Here is a 25,393-nt window from a genome sequence, read left to right as displayed (position 1 = left end):
TATGTTATTTGACACACACGCGCATTTAAATGCAGAACAATATGATACTGATCTGGAAGAGGTTATTGAACGGGCAAAAGCTGAAAAAGTGGAACGAATTGTTGTAGTTGGTTTCGACCGTCCTACTATTACTCGTGCGATGGAAATGATTGAGGAATATGATTTTATTTATGCAGCCATCGGCTGGCATCCGGTTGACGCGATTGATATGACAGAGGAAGATTTAGCGTGGATTAAAGAGCTTTCTGCTCATGAGAAAGTGGTAGCGATAGGTGAAATGGGACTGGATTATCATTGGGATAAATCTCCTAAAGATATTCAAAAAGAGGTGTTCAGAAAACAAATCGCCTTAGCAAAAGAGGTCAATCTTCCTATTATCATTCACAACCGTGATGCAACGGAGGATGTCGTGACAATTTTGAAAGAGGAAGGTGCAGAAGCTGTGGGCGGAATCATGCACTGCTTTACAGGAAGTGCGGAAGTGGCGAGAGAATGCATGAAAATGAATTTTTATTTATCATTTGGGGGACCGGTGACATTCAAAAATGCGAAGAAGCCGAAGGAAGTTGTGAAGGAAATCCCGAATGACCGGTTGCTGATTGAAACTGACTGCCCGTTTCTCACACCTCATCCTTTTCGCGGAAAAAGAAATGAGCCAAGCTATGTAAAATATGTGGCAGAGCAGATCGCTGAATTAAAAGGAATGACCTTTGAAGAAATTGCATCAGTTACGACGGAAAATGCAAAAAGACTTTTCCGTATAAACTGACAACAAACGCTAGCGGGTTTTGTAAGAGCTTGTCCCTTACAGCGTTTTTCTATAAAAGTTCTACATGCTTTCTTCTCCTCATAGGATAGGTTTGTCGACAAGTCTTTCTTCCGTTTCTCAGTGTAATTCAGGATAATGAAGAAGACACTGAGCTTTTTGGAGAAAGAGAGGGGAGGGTTGACAGCCTTTTAGATACTCTATATAATCTCTCCGAGGAGAAGGAGGCGTTTTTCATCACACAAAAAATGAAAAAGCTGTTTTCCGTAAAGCTTAGCAAAAGCAAAGTCATTCTGGTTGCTGCTTGTTTGCTTTTGGCAGGAAGCGGGACTGCGTACGCGGCTCATGAGCTGACAAAACAATCAGTCTCAGTTTCTATCAATGGCAAAAAGAAACATATACGCACACATGCAAAAACAGTCGGTGATCTTTTAGAGACGCTTGATATAGAGACAAGAGACGAAGACAAGATCACACCTGCTAAACAGACAAAGATAACAGCAGATATGGACGTTGTGTATGAGGCTGCAAAACCTGTGAAGCTTACAATAAACGGGAAAGAAAAGACATTATGGTCAACAGCAAAAACGGTCGGTGCATTACTGGACGAACAAGATGTTGATGTGAAAGAACAAGATCAAATTGATCCCGCAATAGATACAGATATTTCGAAAGACATGAAGATTAAGATAGAACCCGCGTTCCAGGTTACTGTGAATGATGCAGGAAAACAAAAGAAGATCTGGACGACTTCGACTACGGTCGCTGACTTTTTAAAACAGCAAAAGATGAACATAAAAGACGAAGATAAAATCAAGCCTGCGTTAGATGCAAAACTGACGAAAGGAAAGGCTGATATTACAATTACTCGTATCGAAAAGGTCACCGATGTAGTTGAAGAGAAAATCGCGTTCGATGTGAAAAAGCAAGAAGACGCTTCTCTTGAAAAAGGGAAAGAAAAGGTCGTCCAAAAAGGAAAAGAAGGCAAGCTTAAAAAACATTTCGAAGTCGTTAAAGAAAACGGCAAAGAAGTGTCCAGAGAGCTTGTAAAAGAAGAAACAGCTGAACAAAGCAAAGATAAGGTGATTGCTGTCGGAACAAAACAAAGCAGTCCAAAGATTGAACAGGTCAGTGCTTCCGGTGATTCAAAAACAGTCGTGTCCCGCAGCAATGAATCAACAGGCAAAGTCATGACTGTATCATCTACGGCTTATACGGCTAGCTGCAGCGGTTGTTCAGGACATACAGCTACAGGCGTCAATTTAAAAAATAATCCGAATGCCAAAGTTATCGCTGTAGATCCCAATGTCATTCCGTTAGGCTCGAAAGTCCATGTTGAGGGCTATGGATATGCCATTGCTGCAGATACTGGTTCAGCGATTAAAGGGAACAAAATAGACGTCTTTTTCCCTGAGAAATCATCGGCGTACCGATGGGGAAATAAAACAGTCAAAATTAAAATCTTAAATTAATATATACTTATGTATTCAGAGGGTTTTGCGCCCTCTGTTTTTTTCGTTATAATAGACAAAGTGTATTTTCTGCTTATTAGACGCTCGACATAAGAAAAAGTTTCATAAATATACAAAAGTTTTTATTTTGTCTTGGAGGAAATAATGAAAATTAAAGAGATCATTGTGGTCGAGGGGCGTGACGATACGGCCCGCATCAAATTGGCTGTTGATGCAGACACAATTGAAACAAATGGTTCAGCCATCGATGATCAAGTGATTGACCAAATCCGTTTGGCCCAGAAGACCAGAGGCGTCATTATTTTAACGGATCCGGACTTCCCGGGAGAGAAGATCCGTAAAACCATTTCAGAGGCTGTACCCGGCTGTAAGCATGCATTTTTGCCAAAGCATCTTGCCAAACCTAAAAACAAGCGGGGAATTGGTGTGGAGCACGCATCAATTGAAAGCATTAGGGCATGTTTAGAAAACGTACACGAAGAGATGGAAGCGCAGCCGAGTGACATTTCAGCTGAGGATTTGATTCATGCTGGACTGATTGGCGGATCTGCGGCCAAACGCCGACGCGAACGACTGGGTGATCTGTTGAAAATCGGCTATACAAATGGCAAACAGCTTCAAAAACGGCTGCAAATGTTTCAAATTAAAAAAAGTGATTTTATGAGTGCGCTCGATACCGTTAAGCGGGAGGAACAGAATGAATAAAGATATTGCGACACCGATTAGAACGAAAGAGATACTGAAGAAATACTGCTTTTCTTTTAAAAAGAGCTTAGGACAGAATTTCTTAATTGATACGAACATTTTAGACAGAATTGTCGATCACGCGGAAGTGACGGAGAAAACAGGTGTCATAGAAATCGGCCCGGGAATCGGGGCATTGACCGAACAGATTGCCAAGCGGGCGAAAAAGGTCGTGGCATTTGAGATTGACCAGCGATTATTGCCTATCCTTAAGGATACGCTGTCTCCTTACGACAATGTCACTGTCATTCATCAGGACGTATTAAAGGCTGATGTCAAATCGGTCATTGAAGAACAATTTCAAGACTGTGATGAGATCATGGTTGTAGCCAACCTTCCTTATTACGTGACAACACCGATTATCATGAAGCTGCTCGAAGAACATCTTCCACTGAAAGGAATTGTGGTCATGCTGCAAAAAGAAGTGGCAGAGCGCATGGCGGCAGACCCTTCATCTAAGGAATACGGCTCGCTTTCAATCGCGGTGCAATTTTATACAGAAGCCAAAACGGTGATGACTGTTCCGAAAACTGTGTTTGTTCCTCAGCCAAACGTTGATTCCGCAGTCATTCGGCTGATTCTCCGCGACGGCCCGGCAGTGGACGTGGAAAACGAAGCCTTTTTCTTTCAGTTAATCAAGGCAAGCTTTGCTCAGCGCCGTAAAACGCTGCTCAATAACTTAGTCAACAATTTGCCTGAAGGAAAAGCACAAAAATCAACGATTGAGCAAGTGCTGGAAAAAACAAATATTGACGGCAAGCGCCGAGGTGAATCCCTGTCTATCGAGGAGTTCGCAGCGCTGTCTAACGGATTGTATAAAGCCCTTTTCTAAAAGGGCTTTTTGTTTTTGCGCACCACATGGACTGCCGCTACATAGGCTAGAGAAGGACCTTTCATTCAATGATAAGAAAAACTTGGACTCAGCGAAAAAAGGCGCTTTCTCAAGGCTCTTTCTTTCATGATGAGGCTTAGTCTATGTGTGGAGTGAGGAACGTGCAATTTCAAATAGGGGATATGGTAGCCAGAAAATCCTATCAAATGGATGTTTTGTTTCGCATTATAGGAATAGAGCAAACAAGCAAAGGAAATTCAATAGCTATTTTGCATGGTGATGAAGTCAGGCTGATTGCTGATTCGGATTTTTCTGATCTGGTAGCAGTGAAAAAAGATGAGCAGATGATGCGGAAAAAGAAAGATGAGAGCAGAATGAATGAATCGCTCGAATTGCTCCGCCAGGATTATAAGTTGCTCAGAGAAAAGCAGGAGTACTACGCGACAAGCCAATATCAGCATGAGGAGCATTATTTTCATATGCCGGGCAAGGTGCTTCATCTGGATGGTGATGAAGCATATCTCAAAAAATGCTTGAATGTCTATAAAAAAATTGGAGTGCCGGTCTACGGTATCCATTGCCATGAAAAGAAAATGTCTGCTTCTATTGAAGAATTGCTCGACAAATATCGACCTGACATCCTGGTGATAACAGGGCATGATGCGTACTCGAAGCAAAAGGGCAGCATTGATGATTTGAACGCGTACAGACATTCAAAGCACTTTGTTGAAACGGTTCAAAACGCCCGAAAAAAGACTCCTCACTTAGATCAGCTTGTTATTTTTGCGGGGGCCTGCCAATCCCATTTTGAATCACTCATAAGAGCGGGGGCAAATTTCGCGAGTTCACCATCAAGAGTCAACATTCATGCACTTGATCCGGTATATATCGTCGCGAAAATCAGCTTTACGCCGTTTATGGAACGAATCAATGTATGGGAAGTGCTCCGAAATACGCTGACAAGAGAGAAAGGGCTTGGAGGTATTGAAACAAGAGGAGTGCTGAGAATTGGAATGCCTTATAAGTCTAATTAACAGTTGAAAACCTGTATAGGAGATCTATGCGGGTTTTTTATTTTACATAATGATACATAATTTACCGAAACTTGCGGAAAATAATTGAGGAATCATAGAATTTTGTCAAAATAATTTTATTGACAACGTCTTATTAACGTTGATATAATTTAAATTTTATTTGACAAAAATGGGCTCGTGTTGTACAATAAATGTAGTGAGGTGGATGCAATGGCGAAGACGTTGTCCGATATTAAAAGATCGCTTGATGGGAATTTAGGTAAGAGGCTGACGTTAAAAGCAAACGGTGGCCGCCGAAAAACGATTGAGCGTTCGGGCATTTTAGCTGAGACGTACCCTTCTGTTTTTGTGATACAACTAGATCAAGACGAGAACTCGTTTGAAAGAGTTTCATACAGTTATGCTGATATTTTGACTGAGACTGTAGAGCTGACATTTAATGATGACGCCGCAAGCTCAGTGGCATTTTAACGGGCAGTGAACCTTTTGTTTACTGCTTTTTGTTTTGCTCTTTTTTGGTTTCCAGTAATTTTAACGAAAGTTCCATCTGATTTAACAAAAGATAAAACAGTCACACATTATCGTGACGTGCACGAATGGCTATCACTTCTAAAAAGGGGTTGTTTCGTTTGGGCAGACGTCGTGGAGTTATGTCAGATGAGTTTAAATATGAGCTGGCTAAAGACCTTGGTTTTTATGACACAGTCAAAAATGGCGGCTGGGGCGAAATTCGGGCCCGCGATGCCGGTAACATGGTAAAGCGCGCCATTGAAATCGCAGAACAGCAAATGGCTCAGAACCAGAATAACCGATAAGGATGTGACCCGGGGGACGTGCCGTTCCCCGGTTTTTTGTGTTGGATATAAATACATAATTGGCTGCAATATGGATATGTTCATCCTGTACTTCAAATGTGATACAATGTTCATACTTATGTTTAGATGGAGAAGTAGGTGAAAGCTATGCGTATTTTAGAAAAAGCGCCAGCCAAGATCAATCTGTCACTTGACGTCACCCGAAAGCGCCCGGATGGCTATCATGAAGTCGAAATGATCATGACGACGATTGATTTAGCGGATCGGATTGAATTGACGGAGCTGGCAGAGGATGAAGTGAGGGTTTCCTCCCACAACCGTTTTGTGCCCGATGACCAAAGGAACTTAGCTTATCAGGCTGCCAAGCTGATCAAGGACAGATACAACGTGAAAAAGGGAGTTTCCATCATGATTACGAAGGTGATTCCGGTGGCTGCCGGTCTTGCCGGCGGAAGCAGTGATGCGGCGGCGACCCTTAGAGGGCTGAACAGACTGTGGAATTTAAATCTGTCCGCAGAAACGCTTGCTGAGCTTGGAGCGGAGATTGGCTCCGACGTTTCATTTTGTGTCTATGGCGGAACTGCACTAGCAACAGGACGCGGCGAGAAAATTAAACACATCAGCACGCCTCCGCACTGCTGGGTCATTTTAGCGAAGCCGACAATCGGTGTTTCAACTGCTGAAGTGTACAGACAGCTAAAGGTGGATGATGTAGAGCATCCCGATGTACACGGCATGATTGAGGCTATAGAGGAAAAGAGTTTTCAAAAGATGTGCAGCCGTTTAGGAAATGTGCTTGAATCTGTTACGCTTGATATGCATCCTGAAGTCGCGATGATCAAAAACCAGATGAAACGCTTTGGCGCAGATGCCGTTTTAATGAGCGGGAGCGGCCCGACAGTGTTTGGACTGGTTCAGTATGAGTCGAAGGTGCAGAGAATTTATAACGGGTTAAGAGGCTTCTGCGATCAGGTTTATGCGGTGAGAATGATCGGCGAACAGAACGCTCTTGATTAAATCCGTATGTTAAGTTATATTGATCTTAAAATATTCGGATTTTGGGGGTAAGTTCATGAAGTTTCGTCGCAGCGGCAGATTGGTGGACTTAACAAATTACTTGTTAACCCATCCGCACGAGTTAATACCGCTAACCTTTTTTTCTGAGCGGTATGAATCTGCAAAATCATCGATCAGTGAAGATTTAACAATTATTAAGCAAACCTTTGAGCAGCAGGGGATCGGTACTTTGCTTACTGTTCCCGGAGCTGCCGGAGGCGTCAAATATATTCCGAAAATGAAGCAGGCTGAAGCTGAAGAGTTTGTGCAGACACTTGGACAATCGCTGGCAAATCCTGAGCGTATCCTTCCGGGCGGCTATGTATATTTAACGGATATCTTAGGAAAGCCATCTGTACTCTCCAAGGTAGGGAAGCTGTTTGCTTCTGTGTTTGCAGAGCGCGAAATTGATGTTGTCATGACCGTTGCCACGAAAGGCATCCCTCTGGCGTACGCAGCTGCGAGCTATCTGAATGTGCCTGTCGTCATCGTTCGCAAAGACAACAAGGTAACAGAAGGCTCCACAGTCAGCATTAATTACGTCTCAGGCTCCTCAAACCGCATCCAAACGATGTCACTTGCGAAAAGAAGCATGAAAACGGGTTCAAACGTACTCATTATTGATGACTTTATGAAAGCAGGCGGCACAATTAATGGTATGATTAACCTGTTGGATGAGTTTAACGCAAATGTAGCGGGGATCGGCGTTTTGGTTGAAGCCGAAGGAGTAGATGAACGTCTTGTTGATGAATATATGTCACTGCTTACTCTTTCAACCATCAACATGAAAGAGAAGTCCATTGAAATTCAGAATGGTAATTTTCTGCGTTTTTTTAAAGACAATCTTTTAAAGAATGGAGAGACGGAATCATGACAAAAGCAGTCCACACAAAACATGCCCCAGCGGCAATCGGGCCTTACTCACAAGGGATTATCGTAAACAATATGTTTTATAGCTCAGGCCAAATTCCTTTGACTCCTTCAGGCGAAATGGTGAACGGTGATATTAAGGAGCAGACTCATCAAGTATTCAGCAACTTAAAAGCGGTGCTGGAAGAAGCAGGTGCTTCTTTAGAAACAGTTGTAAAAGCAACTGTATTTATCGCGGATATGGAACAGTTTGCGGAAGTAAACGAAGTGTACGGACAATATTTTGACACTCACAAACCGGCGAGATCTTGTGTTGAAGTCGCGAGACTTCCGAAGGACGCATTGGTCGAGATCGAAGTTATTGCATTGGTAAAATAATAAGAAAAAGTGATTCTGGGCGAGCTCGGAATCACTTTTTTATTTACCTTATGCCCGAAATGAAAGCTTTATGACCTAATTGTGTAACTATATCCTATTTTTTCAAAAAATATTTTAAAAACATGCAGGATTTCAGAAAAAATCGTGGAATTGATACACTAATGCTTTTATATAGGGAAAAGGTGGTGAACTACTGTGGAAGTTACTGACGTAAGATTACGCCGCGTGAATACCGATGGTCGCATGAGAGCGATTGCATCCATCACGCTGGATCACGAATTTGTTGTTCATGATATTCGTGTGATTGATGGAAACAATGGTCTTTTCGTTGCGATGCCGAGTAAACGCACCCCTGATGGAGAGTTCCGCGATATCGCTCATCCTATTAATTCAAGCACGCGAGGTAAGATTCAAGATGCCGTGTTAAATGAGTATCATCGTCTGGGTGACACTGAAGCATTAGAATTCGAAGAAGCTGGAGCTTCTTAAAAAATAACCAAAAAGCAAGGACTGCTGAAAGGGCTGACAAAAGCCTTTTGCCGGCGGTCCTTTTTTAATTCTGATTTTTCAAACTTAATTGTACTCAATAGAAAATTCTTGCACTTCATCAAGTCTCCTTGAAATCAGAAGATATTTAGGATATATTTTTCTATGGATAAAAGGGATATTGGAGGCCAATAAATGGATAAGCGGTTTGCAGTTGTTTTAGCGGCTGGACAAGGAACGAGAATGAAATCAAAGCTTTATAAAGTCCTTCATCCAGTTTGCGGTAAGCCTATGGTAGAGCACGTCGTGGACGAAGCCTTAAAGTTATCTTTATCGAAGCTTGTCACGATTGTCGGACATGGTGCGGAAGAAGTGAAAAAGCAGCTTGGTGATAAAAGCGAGTACGCGCTTCAAGCAGAACAGCTTGGCACTGCTCATGCTGTAAAACAGGCACAGCCATTTCTTGCTGACGAAAAAGGCGTCACGATTGTCATTTGCGGAGATACGCCGCTTTTAACAGCAGAGACAATGGAACAGATGCTGAAAGAACATACACAAAGAGAAGCGAAAGCTACGATTTTAACTGCGGTTGCAGAAGATCCAACCGGATACGGCCGCATTATTCGCGGTGAAAACGGAGCGGTTCAAAAAATCGTTGAGCATAAGGACGCCTCTGAAGAAGAACGTCTTGTGACTGAGATCAATACCGGTACGTATTGTTTTGATAATGAAGCGCTATTCCGGGCCATTGATCTGGTGTCTAATGATAATGCTCAAGGCGAGTACTATTTGCCGGATGTCATAGAGATTCTTAAAAACGAAGGCGAAACTGTGGCCGCTTACCAGACTGATAATTTCCAAGAGACGCTCGGAGTTAATGATAGAGTTGCTCTTTCTCAGGCAGAACAATTTATGAAAGAGCGTATTAATAAACGGCATATGCAAAATGGCGTAACGCTGATTGACCCGATGAATACGTATATTTCACCTGACGCTGTCATCGGAAGCGATACTGTAATTTATCCCGGAACTGTGATTAAAGGTGAGGTGCAAATCGGAGAAGATACGATTATCGGACCTCATACGGAGATTATGAATAGTTCCATTGGCAGCCGTACGGTTATTAAACAATCGGTAGTCAATCACAGTAAAGTGGGGAATGATGTAAACATAGGACCTTTTGCTCACATCAGACCTGATTCTGTCATTGGGAATGAAGTGAAGATCGGAAACTTTGTTGAAATCAAAAAGACTCAATTCGGAGACCGAAGCAAGGCTTCTCATTTAAGCTATGTCGGTGATGCTGAGGTAGGCACAGATGTAAACTTGGGCTGTGGTTCAATAACTGTCAATTATGATGGAAAGAATAAATATTTGACGAAAATTGAAGATGGCGCGTTTATCGGCTGCAATTCCAACTTGGTTGCCCCTGTGACGGTCGGAGAAGGCGCTTATGTTGCAGCAGGTTCAACTGTTACGGAAGATGTACCTGGAAAAGCGCTTGCTATTGCCAGAGCGAGACAAGTAAATAAAGACGATTATGTGAAAAACATTCATAAAAAATAATCCTAAATTCGGAGGTTTATCCATGTCTAATCAATACGGAGATAAGAATTTAAAGATTTTTTCTTTGAATTCGAATCCAGAGCTTGCAAAAGAAATCGCAGATATAGTTGGAGTTCAATTAGGGAAATGTTCTGTCACAAGATTTAGTGACGGGGAAGTCCAAATTAATATCGAAGAAAGTATTCGCGGATGTGACTGTTATATCATCCAGTCTACAAGTGACCCCGTTAACGAGCATATTATGGAACTGTTGATTATGGTAGATGCGTTAAAACGCGCTTCTGCAAAAACGATTAACATTGTGATTCCTTATTACGGTTATGCGCGTCAAGACAGAAAAGCAAGATCCCGTGAGCCAATCACAGCAAAACTTTTTGCTAACCTGCTTGAAACAGCCGGTGCGACTCGTGTGATTGCACTTGACCTGCATGCGCCGCAAATTCAAGGATTCTTTGATATACCGATTGACCACTTAATGGGTGTTCCGATTTTAGGAGAATATTTTGAGGGCAAAAACCTTGAAGATATCGTCATTGTTTCCCCAGACCACGGCGGCGTGACACGCGCCCGCAAACTGGCTGACCGACTAAAAGCACCGATTGCGATTATCGATAAACGCCGTCCGCGTCCAAACGTGGCGGAAGTCATGAATATTGTAGGTAATATCGAAGGGAAGACCGCTATCCTTATCGATGACATTATCGATACTGCAGGTACCATTACACTTGCTGCTAATGCGCTCGTTGAAAACGGAGCGAAAGAAGTATATGCATGCTGTACACACCCTGTACTGTCAGGCCCAGCTGTTGAACGGATTAATAATTCAACAATTAAAGAGCTTGTTGTGACAAACAGCATCAAGCTTCCTGAAGAAAAGAAAATTGAACGGTTTAAGCAGCTTTCAGTCGGACCGCTTTTGGCTGAAGCGATTATTCGCGTTCATGAGCAGCAATCAGTCAGCTATCTGTTCAGCTAAACCGATTTTTTGAGGTTTAAATCCTTATCGTTATGGGTATTGTTTGTAATAGGACAATAAAACGATAATAGGATGGTGCTGAATATGGCAACGTTAACCGCAAAAGAAAGAACGGACTTTACTCGTTCGTCTCTTCGGAATATCCGTACTTCAGGACATGTTCCAGGTATCATATATGGAAAAGACACGGGAAACAAACCTGTATCATTAGACAGTGTGGAGCTGATCAAAACGCTGAGGGACGAAGGTAAAAATACAGTCATCACGCTTGACGTCAGCGGAGAAAAACATTCTGTCATGGTAACAGATCTGCAAACGGACCCGCTGAAAAATGAAATCACTCATGCTGACTTTCAAGTGGTCAATATGAGTGAAGACATTGAGGTGGAAGTTCCGATTCACCTGACTGGAGAAGCCATTGGAGTGAAAAACGGAGGAGTGTTGCAGCAGCCGCTATATGCACTCACTGTAAAGGCTAAGCCAAAAGCCATTCCGCAAACGATTGAGGCTGATATTTCAAACCTCGATGTAAATGAAGTACTGACTATTGCGGATTTGCCTGCCGGCGGTGACTACTCCTTTAATCATGAATCAGATGAGGTCGTGGCTTCTATTCTTCCTCCGCAGCAGCAGGAAACAGCTGAGATAGATGAAGAGGAATCTGCCGATGCTCAGCCTGAAGGTGAAAACAAAGAACAATAATAGCTTAAGGCGTAACCCTCCCGCGGTTACGTCTTTTGTGCTAGAATGAGAAGAATTATAGCCCGCTTATGAGACGGGAGTTTATGTGACTAAGGGAGGATACGCCATGCTTGTGATAGCCGGTCTCGGCAACCCGGGGAAGAACTATGAAAATACACGGCATAATGTCGGGTTTATGGTGATAGATCAGCTTGCAAAGGAATGGAATATTGAGCTGAATCAAAATAAATTTAACGGATTATACGGAACCGGATTTGTTTCCGGCAAAAAGGTTCTACTTGTTAAACCGCTTACATATATGAATTTATCAGGAGAATGTTTGCGGCCTTTAATGGACTATTATGATGTCGATAACGGAGATTTGACAGTCATTTACGATGACCTTGATCTTCCGACTGGCAAGATCCGTTTAAGAACAAAAGGAAGCGCCGGAGGGCACAATGGCATCAAATCACTGATCCAGCATCTTGGAACATCCGAGTTTGACCGCATCCGTATCGGAATCGGCCGGCCTGTAAACGGCATGAAGGTCGTTGATTATGTGTTAGGCTCCTTTAACAAGGAGGAGGTACCCGACATTGATGGAGCGATCGATAAGTCTGTGAAGGCTTGTGAAGCTTCTCTGAGTAAACCGTTTTTAGAAGTCATGAATGAATTTAACGCGAAGGTATAAAATGAATCAACAAAGCCCATACTACACCAAAATGACTTTTTCATCAGGAGGTCCCTTGTATGGCTTTACATTATTATTGTCGTCATTGCGGAGTGAAAGTAGGCAGTCTCGAATCTTCCTTGGTATCGACTGACTCACTTGGATTTCAGCACTTAACAAACGAGGAAAGAAACGATATGATTTCTTATAAAGAAAATGGAGATGTCCATGTTTCGACGATATGTGAAGATTGCCAAGAGGCGCTTGACCGAAATCCGCATTACCACGAACATCACACATTTATTCAATAAAAAGCTTTGGTGTAGACACTAGACCAAAGCGTTTTTCTGTTCTCACAGGAAACAGAGAGGAGGGGCCATATGGACAACATTCAAACCTTTATAAAAGAAAGCGATGACTTTAAATCCATCATCAACGGTTTACACGAGGGGCTGAAGGAACAGCTGCTCGCGGGTCTGTCGGGTTCCGCGCGTTCTGTTTTTACTTCTGCCCTGGCTAATGAAACGAATAAGCCTATCTTTCTAATCACCCATAACTTATATCAAGCTCAGAAAGTAACGGATGATCTGACTTCACTTCTAGAGGATCGGTCTGTCCTTTTGTACCCCGTCAATGAACTCATTTCATCAGAAATCGCAGTCGCAAGCCCTGAATTGCGGGCGCAGCGATTAGATGTCATTAATAGATTAACGAATGGAGAAGCGCCAATTGTCGTTGCTCCTGTAGCTGCACTCAGAAGAATGTTGCCGCCTGTAGAGGTCTGGAAAAACAGCCAAATGCTCATTCAAGTGGGCCATGACATCGAACCTGATCAGCTTGCATCACGGCTGGTAGAGGTAGGTTATGAGCGTTCTGATATGGTTTCGGCACCCGGAGAATTCAGTATTCGTGGAGGAATCGTTGACATTTACCCGCTGACTTCAGAGCATCCGGTAAGAATTGAACTTTTTGACACCGAAGTGGATTCAATCCGCAGCTTTAACTCAGATGATCAGAGGTCAATTGAGACCCTTACCTCGATCAATATCGGTCCTGCAAAGGAATTGATTATCAGACCTGAAGAAAAAGTGCGGGCGATGGAGAAAATCGATAAAGGCCTTGCCGCAAGCCTGAAAAAATTAAAGGTCGACAAGCAAAAAGAAATTCTTCATGCGAATATTTCTTACGATAAAGAACGCCTGTCTGAAGGCCAGACAGATCAGGAGCTGGTGAAGTATCTCTCATATTTCTATGAAAAGCCTGCTAGTTTACTAGATTATACACCTGAGAACACACTTCTGATTTTGGATGAAGTCAGCCGGATTCATGAGATGGAAGAGCAGCTTCAAAAAGAAGAAGCGGAGTTCATAACAAACCTTCTTGAGGAAGGGAAGATTTTGCATGACATCAGTTTGTCATTCAGCTTCCAAAAAATAGTGGCTGAGCAAAAACGGCCTCTGCTGTACTACTCCTTATTTTTGCGGCATGTACACCATACGAGTCCGCAGAATATCGTCAATGTATCGAGTAGACAAATGCAGAGTTTCCATGGCCAAATGAACGTACTCGCGGGTGAAATGGAGCGCTTTAAAAAATCCAACTTCACCGTTGTATTCTTAGGAACTAACAAGGAACGTACACAGAGATTGTCATCTGTTCTGGCTGATTATGAAATCGAAGCCGCCATGACAGACAGCAAAAAAGCGCTTGTTCAGGGACAGGTCTATATTATGGAAGGCGAGCTTCAATCGGGATTTGAGCTGCCGTTAATGAAGCTTGCTGTTATTACGGAAGAAGAACTGTTCAAAAACCGTGTGAAAAAGAAGCCTCGAAAACAGAAACTTACCAATGCTGAGCGCATTAAGAGCTATTCCGAGCTTCAAATCGGTGATTATGTCGTTCATATTAATCACGGGATCGGAAAGTACTTAGGGATTGAAACCCTTGAAATCAATGGAATCCATAAAGACTATTTAAATATTCATTACCAGGGAAGCGACAAGCTTTACGTCCCTGTAGAACAAATTGACCAGGTGCAAAAATATGTCGGCTCTGAAGGAAAAGAGCCGAAACTGTATAAATTAGGCGGAAGCGAATGGAAACGGGTCAAGAAAAAAGTAGAAACATCCGTTCAGGATATTGCTGATGATTTAATTAAGCTGTATGCCGAAAGGGAAGCGAGCAAGGGCTATGCGTTTTCTCCTGACCATGAAATGCAGCGTGAATTCGAATCGGCGTTCCCTTATCAAGAGACTGAGGATCAGCTCCGTTCCATTCACGAAATCAAAAAGGACATGGAAAGAGAACGTCCGATGGACCGCTTGCTGTGCGGAGATGTAGGTTACGGAAAAACAGAAGTTGCCATACGTGCTGCGTTTAAAGCGATCGGTGACGGAAAACAGGTAGCTCTGCTCGTTCCAACAACGATTTTGGCACAGCAGCATTATGAAACCATTACTGAGCGCTTCCAGGACTATCCGATTAATATTGGCCTTCTCAGCAGATTCAGAACGAGAAAAGAAGCGAACGAAACGATCAAAGGATTGAAAAATGGTACTGTAGATATCGTTATCGGGACGCACCGGCTGCTATCAAAAGATGTCGTATACAAAGACTTAGGGCTCCTCATCATTGATGAAGAGCAGCGTTTCGGTGTAACCCATAAAGAAAAGATCAAGCAGATCAAAGCCAATGTTGATGTATTAACATTAACAGCAACGCCGATTCCGCGTACGCTGCATATGTCTATGCTTGGCGTAAGGGATCTTTCAGTCATCGAGACTCCGCCGGAAAACCGCTTCCCTGTACAGACATATGTTGTGGAATACAACGGTGCCCTTGTCAGAGAGGCGATTGAACGTGAGCTTGCACGCGGAGGACAGGTCTATTTCTTGTACAACCGGGTAGAGGATATTGAGCGGAAAGCGGATGAGATCTCAATGCTTGTTCCTGACGCGAAGGTGGCGTATGCGCACGGGAAAATGACAGAAAACGAACTAGAAACCGTTATGCTGAATTTCCTTGAAGGAGAATCAGACGTTCTCGTCAGCACAACCATTATTGAAACCGGCGTAGACATCCCGAACGTCAATACGCTGATCGTATTTGACGCAGACAAGATGGGTCTTTCCCAGCTTTATCAGCTGCGGGGACGCGTCGGCCGTTCTAACCGTGTGGCGTATGCATACTTCACGTACCGCCGGGATAAAGTGCTGACAGAAGTGGCTGAAAAAAGGCTGCAGGCTATTAAAGAGTTCACAGAGCTTGGTTCCGGTTTTAAAATCGCAATGCGTGACTTAACGATTCGCGGAGCCGGGAATCTTCTTGGCGCCCAGCAGCACGGCTTCATCGATTCGGTCGGATTTGACCTCTATTCACAAATGCTGAAGGAGGCCATTGAAGAGCGTAAAGGAGATACAGCGAAGACGGTGCAGTTTGAAACAGAAATTGATGTCGAACTTGATGCGTATATTCCTGAAACCTACATTCAAGACGGCAAGCAGAAAATTGATATGTATAAACGCTTCAGGTCTGTGGCTACAATCGAAGAGAAGAATGAACTTCAGGACGAAATGATTGACCGGTTCGGAAACTATCCAAAAGAGGTCGAATACTTGTTTACTGTTGCTGAAATGAAGGTTTATGCGAAACATGAACGTGTTGAGCTGATTAAGCAGGATAAAGATGCGGTCAGATTGACGATTTCTGAAGAAGCAAGTGCAGAAATTGACGGACAGAAGCTGTTTGAGCTCGGCAATAAATATGGCAGACAAATCGGACTGGGAATGGAAGGCAAAAAACTCAAAATCTCCATACAGACTAAAGGCCGCAGTGCCAATGAATGGCTCGAAACCGTGCTGGGTATGCTGAAGGGCTTAAAAGGTGTGAAAAAGCAAACCATTTCATCCACGTAAATTTTGTTACTCTCTGGTGTATATTACATTTGATGTGACGGATACTAATTTCAAGCGAGGCGGAAGGTACATAAAGTAACTGCTTTAGGTCTTTCCCACATGTATATATCATCAAATGAAAGAGAGGCACCAGAGATGAAAGCAACCGGTATCGTACGTCGTATTGATGATTTAGGTCGGGTCGTAATTCCGAAAGAAATTCGCAGAACTCTGAGAATTAGGGAAGGCGATCCGCTTGAGATTTTTGTAGATCGTGACGGAGAAGTGATTTTGAAAAAGTACTCTCCGATCAGTGAGCTTGGAGACTTTGCAAAGGAGTATGCAGACGCGCTTTACGACAGTCTCGGCCATTCAGTGCTGATTTGTGACCGTGATGTATATATTGCCGTGTCAGGCAGCTCGAAAAAAGACTACTTAAACAAGTCGATCAGCGAAATGCTGGAAAGAACAATGGATCAGCGCAGTTCCGTGCTTGAGAGTGATGCAAAATCAGTACAGCTTGTTAATGGTATTGATGAAGACATGAATTCATATACTGTCGGCCCGATTGTGGCGAATGGCGATCCGATAGGCGCCGTGGTTATTTTTTCAAAGGATCAGACAATGGGCGAAGTAGAGCATAAAGCCGTTGAGACAGCAGCTGGATTTTTGGCTCGTCAAATGGAACAGTAGGTCTTATTCCTTTTATCGAAAATAGGTATGAAAAGAACAGCTCTCCTTGGGAAGCTGTTCTTTTTTCATGCATGCCCAAAAAGGATTCCAAGGGTTGGATGTGGTATAATAACCTCGTTTTTATTTGTGCCGTGGTAATACGTGAACCGTATTGCCCCTGACGTTGGGAAGGAGCTTTTGGATGGACGATTCAATAGGCGTTAAACGGCATTGGATTTGGCAGGGGGCTTTTGTTTTAATTCTGGCAGGCGTCATCTCAAAAATACTAAGCGCCGTTTACAGAGTCCCGTTTCAAAACATTGTCGGCGATGTTGGATTTTATATATATCAGCAGGTATATCCTTTTCTTGGTATTGCGGTCATGCTGTCTACATCAGGATTTCCGGTCATTATTTCGAAACTGATGAATGATTATAGTGAAAAAAGCCATCACACCATATTAAAAATATCAGCGTTGTTTTTGTCTATCATCGGTGTTTTATTATTTCTTTGCTTATATATGGGGGCTGTTCCAATCGCGCTTTTTATGGGAGATTCACATCTCGCCGTGTTAATTCAAGTGACTGCGTTTGCATTTCTGCTGTTCCCGCTTGTCGCGTTGCTTAGAGGCGGTTTTCAAGGGCGGCAAGATATGCTCCCGTCAGCCTTATCGCAGATGACAGAGCAGTTTCTGCGGGTTGTGGTGCTCTTGGGCTTATCATTTTGGCTCGTCAAACAGGGGGCTTCGCTCTATACTGCAGGGGCCGCAGCCGCTTCCGGGTCTCTCGCCGGAAGTTTCGTTGCATTGATCATACTCGGATTTTTTTGGTTCAAAGCGAAAAGAGACACCCAAACGGATAGGCAAAAAGAAAATGTCATAACAACAAAAGAATTGACGAAAAAACTGCTTTTATATTCGGTTACAATTTGTGTAAGCAGTTTGCTTATTTTATTTATCCAGCTTGTTGATGCTTTGAATTTATATGCTTTGCTTTCGGACGGTGAGGCAAGCGAAGAGGCGAAACGCCTAAAAGGGATTTATGATCGGGGGCAACCCTTGCTGCAGCTCGGTTCAGTTTTCGCGGTAAGTATCGCGACGTCACTCGTTCCGTATATTTCTAAGGCCGTAAAGAACAAAGAGTTGAAGATCATGAAAGAAAAAGTAACATCTTCTTTAAAACTATGTCTTGTGCTGGGTACAGGGGCGTCGGCTGGATTGATTTGCATTCTTGAACCGGTCAATATCATGCTGTTTCAAAATGGCGAAGGGACAGCTGCGTTACAAGTATTCAGCTGCTCTATTTTGTTTGCCTCCTTGGCAGTTACAGCAGCTGCAGTTTTGCAGGGCGCGGGATACACAGTTTTTCCTGCTATAGCGGTAGGCGCAGGTGTTGCAGTGAAATGGGTGTTAAACACCCTTTTGGTTCCCCGCTATGGGATTGAAGGTGCATCCCTTGCAACAGCGGTTTCCTTTGCGGTTGTCGCCGGCCTTAACTTGTTTCAGCTTCGGCAAAAAGAATGGCTCGATAAGCTCAAAGGCATTTTAATTCCGCTCATTGGATCTGCCCTTTTGATGTCGGCTGTCTTGCTTGCGTATATGCGTCTCTGGACTTTCTTGATTCCTGCAGCAGGCCGAGGAGTGGCTGTGATTGAAAGTCTTTCTGCTGTTGCCATTGGTGGCGCGGTGTTTATTTATTGTATGATGAAATTGGGAATATTTACAGATGAAGAGCTGAACAGTGTGCCTTTTGGCAGCAAGTTAAGCAAAATCATAAGAAGGAGAGAACAAAATGGCGGGTAATATTACAGTCGTCGGACTTGGTGCCGGAGACATGGACCAATTGACAATTGGTATACATAGATTGCTGACGAAGGCAGATACGCTGTATGTCAGAACCAAGGATCACCCTTTAATTCAGGAGCTTGAAAAAGAAACGAAGAACATCCGTTTTTTTGACGATATATATGAGAAACATGACCAGTTCGATGCGGTATATGAGGAAATTGCAGATATCCTCTTTGAGGAGGCGCAGCGTGAGGACGTGGTTTATGCTGTACCGGGACACCCTTTTGTCGCAGAAAAAACAGTACAGCTGCTGACGGAGCGGCAGGAAGGGGAAAATGTTCAAGTGAAAGTCGCGGGTGGACAAAGTTTTCTAGATGCCACATTCAATGCCTTGCAAATCGACCCGATTGAAGGTTTTCAATTTGTGGATGCCGGCACGTTGTCTGCAGATGAGCTTGAGTTCAAGCATCACCTGATCATTTGTCAGGTTTACGACCAAATGACCGCTTCTGAAGTCAAGCTGACATTGATGGAGAAGCTGCCTGATGATTATGAGGTTGTGATCGTGACTGCCGCTGGGAGCCGTGATGAGAAGATCCAGACAGTGCCTTTATTTGAGCTGGACCGTAATGTCGCCTTGAATAACTTAACAAGTGTGTATATTCCGCCGATTAAAGAAGAGAAGCTGCTTTATCACGAATTCCCCGTGTTCCGAAGCATTATCAGAGAGCTTCGCGGGCCTAATGGATGTCCGTGGGATAAAAAGCAGACGCATCAGTCATTAAAACAATACATGATTGAAGAGTGTTATGAACTTCTCGAAGCAATTGACGAAGAAGACACAGACCATATGATCGAAGAGCTTGGCGACGTTTTGCTTCAAGTCTTACTTCACGCGCAAATTGGTGAAGATGAAGGTTATTTCACAATTGATGATGTCATAAAAGGAATCAGTGAAAAAATGGTCCGAAGACATCCCCATGTGTTTAAAGATGTTAAGGTTCAGGATGAAAATGATGTTTTGGCAAATTGGGAAGACATAAAAAAAGCCGAAAAAAACACATCCGAAGCATCGTTATTAGACAGCGTGCCGAAAACCCTACCAGCTCTTTCGAAAGCTGCTACACTGCAGAAAAAAGCAGCAAAGGTAGGTTTTGATTGGGAAGACGTCAGCGATATTTGGGAAAAGGTAAGTGAGGAAATGAAGGAATTTTCTTCTGAGGTTTCTGAAGATCCTCATGAACAGAATCTCAAGGCTGAGTTTGGCGACATTTTGTTTGCACTTGTGAATGTAGCCCGCTTTTACAAAATAGAACCGGAGGAAGCGTTGGCCATGACCAATGACAAATTCCGGAGACGGTTCTCGTATATTGAGGAAACAGCGAAGGGAAAGGGAATCGAGCTGTCTAATATGTCTCTTGAGGACATGGACAAACTGTGGAATGAAGCAAAAGAAACTGAGAGGAGATCGTAAATATGAGATTAGATAAATTTCTAAAAGTATCGCGGCTGATTAAACGACGTACGCTAGCAAAGGAAGTAGCTGACCAGGGACGCATTGCTATTAATGGAAACCAGGCCAAAGCAAGCTCTGACGTAAAACCGGGAGATGAGTTAACGGTCCGCTTCGGCCAAAAGCTTGTAACGGTTCAAGTAAATGAGTTGAAAGACACGACGAAAAAAGAAGAAGCGGCAAACATGTATACGATCCTAAAGGAAGAAAAACTCGGCGAATAGGCTTGTTCTAAAAAAATCCCCCGCCTCATACAATGCAGTAATAATGCTAAAAGTATCGAGGATATGGGGGCTGAATAGATGAATTCATATTATGATCAAAACGGTTCTTCGTCTGTTCCGGAACAGCATGATGTGACAATGAAAGGCCGGAAGCATTTAGACATTTCTGGAGTGAAGCAAGTAGAGAGCTTTGATAATGAAGAATTCCTGCTGGAAACGGTGATGGGAATGCTCTCAGTTAGAGGCCAAAACCTTCAGATGAAAAATCTAGATGTTGAAAAAGGGATTGTTTCTATTAAAGGCAGGGTATTTGATTTAGTGTACTTAGACGAACAACAAGGGGATAAAGCTAAAGGGTTTTTTAGCAAGTTGTTTAAATGACGCTAACGACACAATTCTATACAATGCTGGCGATGTCCGGTATGGGCCTCTGGCTTGGGGCGTCGCTTGATACATACCGGCTCTTTGTCATTCGTGCCAAAACAGCCAGATGGCTATTATTTATTCATGATATTCTTTTCTGGATTGTGCAAGGGCTGCTTTTCTTTTATGTCTTGCTACATGTAAATGAGGGAGAATTCAGGTTATACATCTTTTTAGCGGTTCTGCTGGGCGTTGCGACGTATCAGAGCCTTTGCAAACGAATCTATATAAAAATACTGAAATTCGTCATTTACCTTGTTGTTTCTGTTTATCAATTCTTCAAAAAACTCATTCAGCACGTGTTATTTCGTCCTGTTGTGTGGACATGCGGAGCGATCATCTGGCTGGCGGCGTTTTTATTAAAGAAAATATACCGCTTAATCGTTTTTCTCTTGTCGTGTCTATATAAAATAGTCATGGTTCTGTGTTTTCCGATCCGTTTTATCGCAAAACAATGTTTGAAACTTCTTCCTGTAAAGATGCGTCTAACTTTTAGACGTTATTTTGAAAAAGGTGCAGGATTTCTCAAAAAGAAGAAGAAACTATTGGTAACCATAAGAACGACCATTACACGTTTTTTGAAGAGATGAAAGGAGGACCGTCTGGTTTGAATTTTTCCAGAGAACGAACGATAACTGAAATACAAAACGACTATAAAGAACAAGTAGAGCGGCAGAATCAGCTGAAGAAAAGAAGACGCAAAGGGCTGTACAGACGGTTGACTGTATTCGGCGCCCTAGTATTCCTGACGGCAATTGTGCTGGCAAGCTCTGTATGGTCCCAAACATCTTCCCTTAGCGCAAAAGAAGAAAAGAAAGTACAGCTTGAAAAAGAACTGAAAAGTTTAAAGACAAAACAAGCAGATTTAAAAGAAGAAATATCCAAATTGAAGGATGAGGATTACGTCACAGAGCTTGCCAGAAGAGACTTATTCATGTCTGGAGACGGAGAAATTATCTTCAATGTGGAGAAGAAGAGCAAGTAGCCTTGTTGACACTTAAATTTTTATTTAGGTATAATTAAGCAAACGATCTTTTTATAAGCCTAAGGAGGAGCACTTTTTTTATGTCGATTGAAGTTGGCAGCAAGTTGCAAGGGAAAATTACAGGTATTACAAATTTTGGAGCATTTGTTGAATTGCCTGGAGGCTCAACCGGTCTCGTTCACATCAGTGAGGTAGCTGATAACTATGTCAAAGACATTAACGATCACTTAAAAGTCGGCGACCAAGTTGAAGTGAAAGTCATCAACGTTGAAAAAGACGGGAAAATTGGTTTATCTATTAAAAAAGCTAAAGACCGTCCGCAAGCCAGACCTAGAAATGATTTCCGTCCGAAAGAATCTTTTGAACAGAAAATGAATAAGTTTTTAAAAGACAGCGAAGATCGCTTGTCATCTTTAAAACGCAATACGGAATCAAAACGTGGAGGGCGCGGAGCAAGAAGAGGATAACTTGCTGCTTTCTATAAATAAATGAAGCATCCGTTCATCCCGACGGATGCTTTTTTTATTATCCTCACCCGCTATAAAAGTCAGAAAATTATAATATTAAAGTTTCTGTTGACGAAAAGGACAAACCTTTGTATTATATAACTTGTGCTTAGAAGCACCAAACATTATGGCGGTGTAGCTCAGCTGGCTAGAGCGTACGGTTCATACCCGTGAGGTCGGGGGTTCGATCCCCTCCGCCGCTACCATATTTGTTTGGCCCGTTGGTCAAGCGGTTAAGACACCGCCCTTTCACGGCGGTAACACGGGTTCGAATCCCGTACGGGTCATCCTAAAAAATCGGTTTCTCTTGCAGAAGCCGATTTTTTTCATTTTTAGACAACATTCCGGAAATTCTTTTGATAAACGAATATCAAGGCAGAAACCGTCGAAGATTTCTTTGGTATTGTTACCTTCTTTTGACAAAATCCTATCTGTGCTTTCGCTATAATGACAGGCAACGAATATAACAGGTGGGAGATGAGAGGAATGGAAAAAGCAGAAAGAAGAGTGAACGGGCCAATGACGGGACAAGCCTTGGAAAAACTCCAATCGTTTTTTAACAGGGGCACGAAGCTGGTGACTCATCATTTGCATTCACTGTTTTTCTATAAAGGATTCATTTATGTTGTCATCGGATTTTTGCTTGGACGGGCTTTCATATTATCCGAGGTGCTTCCTTTCGCACTTCCTTTCTTTGGAGCGATGCTTCTTATCAGAAGAGACAAGGCGCTTTATGCGGTGCTGGCTGTGCTTACAGGTGCGCTGACCATTTCTCCGAAGCACTCATTGCTCATACTAGCGGCATTGCTGGCATTCTTCGTATTTTCTAAAGTGGCAGCCTTCATTACCGACGATCGCGTGAAAGCACTCCCGATTGTCGTGTTCTTCTCCATGGCTGCAGCAAGAGCCGGGTTTGTTTACGCTCAAAATGGCGCATTTACAACCTATGATTATGTGATGGCTGTCGTTGAAGCTGGACTATCCTTTATTTTAACGCTGATTTTTCTTCAGAGCTTACCAGTTTTCACTGTAAAAAAAGTAAAACAGTCTTTAAAAATAGAAGAAATCATTTGCTTTATGATCCTTATTGCTTCCGTTTTGACGGGGCTTGCCGGCTTGTCCTATCAAGGGATGCAGGCAGAACATATACTGGCTCGTTATGTTGTATTGAGTTTTTCCTTTATTGGCGGAGCAAGCATTGGCTGTACGGTTGGTGTCGTGACCGGCCTGATTCTTGGCCTGGCGAATATCGGAAACCTCTATCAAATGAGTCTGCTTGCTTTCTCCGGTTTATTAGGCGGTTTGCTGAAGGAAGGGAAAAAAGCGGGCGCAGCAATCGGGCTGATTGTTGGATCACTTCTTATTTCTTTATATGGTGAAGGATCTGCCGGTCTGATGACAACGCTCTATGAGTCATTAATTGCAGTCGGCCTGTTTTTGCTTACACCTCAATCGATTACAAAGAAAGTGGCGAGATATATTCCGGGAACTGTGGAGCATCTTCAAGAGCAGCAGCAATATGCCAGGAAAATCAGAGATGTCACTGCTCAAAAGGTAGACCAATTCTCTAATGTATTCCACGCGCTGTCCGAAAGCTTTGCAACCTTTTACCAAGCATCTGACGAACAGACAGATGACAGCGAAGTTGATTTGTTTTTAAGCAAGATCACAGAGCATTCCTGTCAGACGTGCTACAAGAAAAACAGGTGCTGGGTACAGAACTTTGATAAAACATATGACTTAATGAAACAAGTTATGCTTGAAACAGAAGAAAAAGAATATGCGTCAAATCGAAGGCTGAAAAAAGAGTTTCATCAGCATTGCTCTAAATCAAAGCAAGTTGAAGAGCTGATTGAGGATGAACTCGCACATCATCATGCTCATTTGACGCTTAAGAAAAAAGTGCAGGACAGCAGGCGCCTTGTAGCTGAACAGCTTTTAGGAGTTTCTGAGGTCATGGCAGACTTTTCTCGGGAAATAAAAAGAGAGCGGGAACAGCACTTTCTGCAGGAAGAGCAAATTATAGAGGCGCTTCAGCATTTTGGAATCGAGATTCAGCATGTGGAGATATATAGTCTTGAACAAGGAAATATCGATATCGAAATGACCATTCCATTCAGCGGACATGGAGAAAGTGAAAAAATCATTGCCCCTATGCTTTCTGACATTCTGGAAGAACAAATTCTTGTGAAAGCCGAACAGCACTCTCCGCATCCGAATGGATACAGTCACGTCGCCTTTGGATCAACAAAGTCATACAGGGTGTCTACAGGTGCGGCTCATGCTGCGAAGGGCGGCGGTCTTGTCTCCGGCGACAGCTACAGCATGATGGAGCTAGGAGCCAGAAAATATGCTGCGGCAATCAGTGACGGAATGGGCAATGGCGCAAGGGCGCACTTTGAAAGCAATGAAACGATCAAGCTTCTTGAGAAAATCCTTGAATCCGGCATTGATGAAAAAATAGCAATTAAAACGATCAACAGCATACTGTCACTGAGGACCACTGACGAGATATATTCCACGCTTGACCTTTCTATTATCGATCTTCAAGATGCCAGCTGTAAATTTTTGAAGGTCGGATCGACGCCTAGCTTTATCAAACGGGGCGACCAGGTAATGAAAGTACAAGCGAGCAATCTGCCAATCGGTATTATTAATGAATTCGATGTGGAGGTTGTGAGTGAACAGTTGAAAGCGGGTGATCTCTTGATTATGATGAGTGACGGCATTTTTGAGGGCCCTAAGCATGTAGAAAACCATGATTTATGGATGAAACGGAAAATGAAAGGGCTAAAAACAAATGATCCGCAGGAGATTGCCGATTTACTCATGGAGGAAGTCATCCGCACGAGATCTGGCCAAATTGAGGACGATATGACAGTTGTTGTCGTCCGAATTGACCACAATACACCGAAGTGGGCATCCATTCCTGTTCCGGCCATCTTTCAAAACAAACAAGAAATTTCATAACGCTTCCGTATAAATCAAATTTCTTCTGGCGAAGATGGGAATATATGAATCTGAGAATCCTCGTATTCTCCA

General features: G+C 43.0%; 26 protein-coding genes and 2 tRNA genes. All 28 read left to right on the top strand.

Annotation, left to right across the window (positions count from 1 at the left end; all coding sequences use genetic code 11):
• Position 1: 1 nt before the first annotated feature.
• The 28 genes from Q5C82_RS19390 to spoIIE all read left to right on the top strand — a co-directional run bounded on the left by Q5C82_RS19390 (position 2) and on the right by spoIIE (position 25,321).
• On the top strand, positions 2–769 hold the full coding sequence (locus Q5C82_RS19390; RefSeq protein ID WP_003218320.1) for a TatD family hydrolase: 768 nt from the start codon (positions 2–4) through the stop codon (positions 767–769).
• A 245-nt stretch (positions 770–1,014) separates the two neighbouring features.
• Positions 1,015–2,238, top strand: a complete 1,224-nt coding sequence (locus tag Q5C82_RS19385) for a ubiquitin-like domain-containing protein (protein WP_003218322.1) — start codon at positions 1,015–1,017, stop codon at positions 2,236–2,238.
• Between the two features lie 144 nt (positions 2,239–2,382).
• Complete coding sequence (gene rnmV, locus Q5C82_RS19380) at positions 2,383–2,943, top strand: ribonuclease M5 (protein WP_003218324.1); 561 nt, start codon at positions 2,383–2,385, stop codon at positions 2,941–2,943.
• Positions 2,936–3,814 (top strand): 16S rRNA (adenine(1518)-N(6)/adenine(1519)-N(6))-dimethyltransferase RsmA, encoded by an 879-nt coding sequence (gene rsmA / locus Q5C82_RS19375; protein ID WP_003218326.1) that lies wholly within the window; start codon positions 2,936–2,938, stop codon positions 3,812–3,814. The genes rnmV and rsmA overlap by 8 nt, the downstream gene beginning before the upstream one ends.
• A gap of 161 nt (positions 3,815–3,975) precedes the next feature.
• Complete coding sequence (gene prtG, locus Q5C82_RS19370; protein WP_003218328.1) at positions 3,976–4,848, top strand: sporulation-specific protease PrtG; 873 nt, start codon at positions 3,976–3,978, stop codon at positions 4,846–4,848.
• 210 nt (positions 4,849–5,058) lie between these two features.
• Entirely contained in the window at positions 5,059–5,319 is a 261-nt protein-coding gene (gene veg, locus Q5C82_RS19365; RefSeq protein WP_003218330.1) for a biofilm formation stimulator Veg, read from the top strand.
• A gap of 158 nt (positions 5,320–5,477) precedes the next feature.
• Complete coding sequence (locus Q5C82_RS19360) at positions 5,478–5,663, top strand: small, acid-soluble spore protein, alpha/beta type (protein ID WP_003218333.1); 186 nt, start codon at positions 5,478–5,480, stop codon at positions 5,661–5,663.
• Positions 5,664–5,810: 147 nt separating this feature from the next.
• The gene (gene ispE, locus Q5C82_RS19355) at positions 5,811–6,680 is read left to right on the top strand and encodes a 4-(cytidine 5'-diphospho)-2-C-methyl-D-erythritol kinase (protein WP_003218334.1); all 870 of its coding nucleotides are present in this window, start codon (positions 5,811–5,813) and stop codon (positions 6,678–6,680) included.
• A gap of 55 nt (positions 6,681–6,735) precedes the next feature.
• Positions 6,736–7,593 carry a pur operon repressor gene (purR, locus tag Q5C82_RS19350; RefSeq protein WP_003218342.1) on the top strand — a complete coding sequence of 286 codons (858 nt, stop codon included), beginning with the start codon at positions 6,736–6,738 and terminating at the stop codon, positions 7,591–7,593.
• Positions 7,590–7,967, top strand: coding sequence for a 2-iminobutanoate/2-iminopropanoate deaminase (gene ridA, locus Q5C82_RS19345; protein ID WP_003218344.1), 378 nt, complete (start codon positions 7,590–7,592; stop codon positions 7,965–7,967). Before purR ends, ridA begins: the two co-directional genes overlap by 4 nt.
• A gap of 195 nt (positions 7,968–8,162) precedes the next feature.
• On the top strand, positions 8,163–8,456 hold the full coding sequence (gene spoVG, locus Q5C82_RS19340) for a septation regulator SpoVG (RefSeq protein ID WP_003218346.1): 294 nt from the start codon (positions 8,163–8,165) through the stop codon (positions 8,454–8,456).
• 192 nt (positions 8,457–8,648) lie between these two features.
• Positions 8,649–10,019, top strand: coding sequence for a bifunctional UDP-N-acetylglucosamine diphosphorylase/glucosamine-1-phosphate N-acetyltransferase GlmU (gene glmU, locus Q5C82_RS19335; RefSeq protein ID WP_003218350.1), 1,371 nt, complete (start codon positions 8,649–8,651; stop codon positions 10,017–10,019).
• A 22-nt stretch (positions 10,020–10,041) separates the two neighbouring features.
• Positions 10,042–10,995 (top strand): ribose-phosphate diphosphokinase, encoded by a 954-nt coding sequence (locus tag Q5C82_RS19330; RefSeq protein ID WP_003218353.1) that lies wholly within the window; start codon positions 10,042–10,044, stop codon positions 10,993–10,995.
• Positions 10,996–11,079: 84 nt separating this feature from the next.
• Positions 11,080–11,697: a 50S ribosomal protein L25/general stress protein Ctc gene (locus tag Q5C82_RS19325; protein ID WP_003218356.1), complete on the top strand. Its 618-nt coding sequence runs from the start codon at positions 11,080–11,082 to the stop codon at positions 11,695–11,697.
• A gap of 106 nt (positions 11,698–11,803) precedes the next feature.
• Positions 11,804–12,370 carry an aminoacyl-tRNA hydrolase gene (gene pth / locus Q5C82_RS19320; RefSeq protein WP_003218358.1) on the top strand — a complete coding sequence of 189 codons (567 nt, stop codon included), beginning with the start codon at positions 11,804–11,806 and terminating at the stop codon, positions 12,368–12,370.
• A gap of 59 nt (positions 12,371–12,429) precedes the next feature.
• Positions 12,430–12,660, top strand: a complete 231-nt coding sequence (fin, locus tag Q5C82_RS19315; RefSeq protein WP_003218360.1) for an anti-sigma-F factor Fin — start codon at positions 12,430–12,432, stop codon at positions 12,658–12,660.
• Between the two features lie 69 nt (positions 12,661–12,729).
• Positions 12,730–16,263 (top strand): transcription-repair coupling factor, encoded by a 3,534-nt coding sequence (gene mfd, locus Q5C82_RS19310; protein ID WP_003218362.1) that lies wholly within the window; start codon positions 12,730–12,732, stop codon positions 16,261–16,263.
• Between the two features lie 135 nt (positions 16,264–16,398).
• Entirely contained in the window at positions 16,399–16,935 is a 537-nt protein-coding gene (gene spoVT / locus Q5C82_RS19305; protein ID WP_003218365.1) for a stage V sporulation protein T, read from the top strand.
• Positions 16,936–17,116: 181 nt separating this feature from the next.
• Positions 17,117–18,715: a polysaccharide biosynthesis protein gene (locus tag Q5C82_RS19300; protein WP_003218367.1), complete on the top strand. Its 1,599-nt coding sequence runs from the start codon at positions 17,117–17,119 to the stop codon at positions 18,713–18,715.
• On the top strand, positions 18,705–20,174 hold the full coding sequence (gene mazG / locus Q5C82_RS19295; RefSeq protein WP_003218368.1) for a nucleoside triphosphate pyrophosphohydrolase: 1,470 nt from the start codon (positions 18,705–18,707) through the stop codon (positions 20,172–20,174). Before Q5C82_RS19300 ends, mazG begins: the two co-directional genes overlap by 11 nt.
• Before the next feature lie 2 nt (positions 20,175–20,176).
• Positions 20,177–20,437: an RNA-binding S4 domain-containing protein gene (locus Q5C82_RS19290; RefSeq protein WP_003218370.1), complete on the top strand. Its 261-nt coding sequence runs from the start codon at positions 20,177–20,179 to the stop codon at positions 20,435–20,437.
• Between the two features lie 78 nt (positions 20,438–20,515).
• Positions 20,516–20,818: a sporulation protein YabP gene (gene yabP, locus Q5C82_RS19285; protein WP_003218373.1), complete on the top strand. Its 303-nt coding sequence runs from the start codon at positions 20,516–20,518 to the stop codon at positions 20,816–20,818.
• The gene (yabQ, locus tag Q5C82_RS19280) at positions 20,815–21,450 is read left to right on the top strand and encodes a spore cortex biosynthesis protein YabQ (protein WP_003218375.1); all 636 of its coding nucleotides are present in this window, start codon (positions 20,815–20,817) and stop codon (positions 21,448–21,450) included. Before yabP ends, yabQ begins: the two co-directional genes overlap by 4 nt.
• A gap of 17 nt (positions 21,451–21,467) precedes the next feature.
• A complete protein-coding gene (divIC, locus tag Q5C82_RS19275; RefSeq protein WP_003218377.1) occupies positions 21,468–21,845 on the top strand; it encodes a cell division protein DivIC in 378 nt (125 codons plus the stop codon).
• A gap of 80 nt (positions 21,846–21,925) precedes the next feature.
• Positions 21,926–22,312: a S1 domain-containing RNA-binding protein gene (locus tag Q5C82_RS19270; RefSeq protein ID WP_003218379.1), complete on the top strand. Its 387-nt coding sequence runs from the start codon at positions 21,926–21,928 to the stop codon at positions 22,310–22,312.
• 168 nt (positions 22,313–22,480) lie between these two features.
• A tRNA-Met gene (locus Q5C82_RS19265) sits at positions 22,481–22,557 on the top strand.
• Between the two features lie 9 nt (positions 22,558–22,566).
• Positions 22,567–22,638: transfer RNA gene (locus tag Q5C82_RS19260), tRNA-Glu, on the top strand.
• 199 nt (positions 22,639–22,837) lie between these two features.
• Positions 22,838–25,321: a stage II sporulation protein E gene (gene spoIIE / locus Q5C82_RS19255; RefSeq protein ID WP_003218381.1), complete on the top strand. Its 2,484-nt coding sequence runs from the start codon at positions 22,838–22,840 to the stop codon at positions 25,319–25,321.
• The last annotated feature ends 72 nt before the right edge of the window (positions 25,322–25,393 follow it).

Origin of the sequence: uncultured Bacillus sp. (assembly GCF_958411575.1) — a bacterium.
GTDB lineage: Bacteria > Bacillota > Bacilli > Bacillales > Bacillaceae > Bacillus > Bacillus spizizenii.
This window is presented reverse-complemented; position numbering and strand designations above follow the sequence as displayed.

Coding starts and splice junctions, on each gene's coding strand:
- Q5C82_RS19325 (WP_003218356.1), top strand. CDS start 11,080: ATGGCAACGTTAACCGCAAAAGAAAGAACGGACTTTACTCGTTCGTCT.
- yabP (WP_003218373.1), top strand. CDS start 20,516: ATGAATTCATATTATGATCAAAACGGTTCTTCGTCTGTTCCGGAACAG.
- rnmV (WP_003218324.1), top strand. CDS start 2,383: ATGAAAATTAAAGAGATCATTGTGGTCGAGGGGCGTGACGATACGGCC.
- yabQ (WP_003218375.1), top strand. CDS start 20,815: ATGACGCTAACGACACAATTCTATACAATGCTGGCGATGTCCGGTATG.
- fin (WP_003218360.1), top strand. CDS start 12,430: ATGGCTTTACATTATTATTGTCGTCATTGCGGAGTGAAAGTAGGCAGT.
- mazG (WP_003218368.1), top strand. CDS start 18,705: ATGGCGGGTAATATTACAGTCGTCGGACTTGGTGCCGGAGACATGGAC.
- pth (WP_003218358.1), top strand. CDS start 11,804: ATGCTTGTGATAGCCGGTCTCGGCAACCCGGGGAAGAACTATGAAAAT.
- Q5C82_RS19300 (WP_003218367.1), top strand. CDS start 17,117: ATGGACGATTCAATAGGCGTTAAACGGCATTGGATTTGGCAGGGGGCT.
- spoIIE (WP_003218381.1), top strand. CDS start 22,838: ATGGAAAAAGCAGAAAGAAGAGTGAACGGGCCAATGACGGGACAAGCC.
- mfd (WP_003218362.1), top strand. CDS start 12,730: ATGGACAACATTCAAACCTTTATAAAAGAAAGCGATGACTTTAAATCC.
- spoVT (WP_003218365.1), top strand. CDS start 16,399: ATGAAAGCAACCGGTATCGTACGTCGTATTGATGATTTAGGTCGGGTC.
- Q5C82_RS19385 (WP_003218322.1), top strand. CDS start 1,015: ATGAAAAAGCTGTTTTCCGTAAAGCTTAGCAAAAGCAAAGTCATTCTG.
- Q5C82_RS19330 (WP_003218353.1), top strand. CDS start 10,042: ATGTCTAATCAATACGGAGATAAGAATTTAAAGATTTTTTCTTTGAAT.
- glmU (WP_003218350.1), top strand. CDS start 8,649: ATGGATAAGCGGTTTGCAGTTGTTTTAGCGGCTGGACAAGGAACGAGA.
- ispE (WP_003218334.1), top strand. CDS start 5,811: ATGCGTATTTTAGAAAAAGCGCCAGCCAAGATCAATCTGTCACTTGAC.
- veg (WP_003218330.1), top strand. CDS start 5,059: ATGGCGAAGACGTTGTCCGATATTAAAAGATCGCTTGATGGGAATTTA.
- ridA (WP_003218344.1), top strand. CDS start 7,590: ATGACAAAAGCAGTCCACACAAAACATGCCCCAGCGGCAATCGGGCCT.
- Q5C82_RS19290 (WP_003218370.1), top strand. CDS start 20,177: ATGAGATTAGATAAATTTCTAAAAGTATCGCGGCTGATTAAACGACGT.
- Q5C82_RS19390 (WP_003218320.1), top strand. CDS start 2: ATGTTATTTGACACACACGCGCATTTAAATGCAGAACAATATGATACT.
- purR (WP_003218342.1), top strand. CDS start 6,736: ATGAAGTTTCGTCGCAGCGGCAGATTGGTGGACTTAACAAATTACTTG.
- Q5C82_RS19270 (WP_003218379.1), top strand. CDS start 21,926: ATGTCGATTGAAGTTGGCAGCAAGTTGCAAGGGAAAATTACAGGTATT.
- rsmA (WP_003218326.1), top strand. CDS start 2,936: ATGAATAAAGATATTGCGACACCGATTAGAACGAAAGAGATACTGAAG.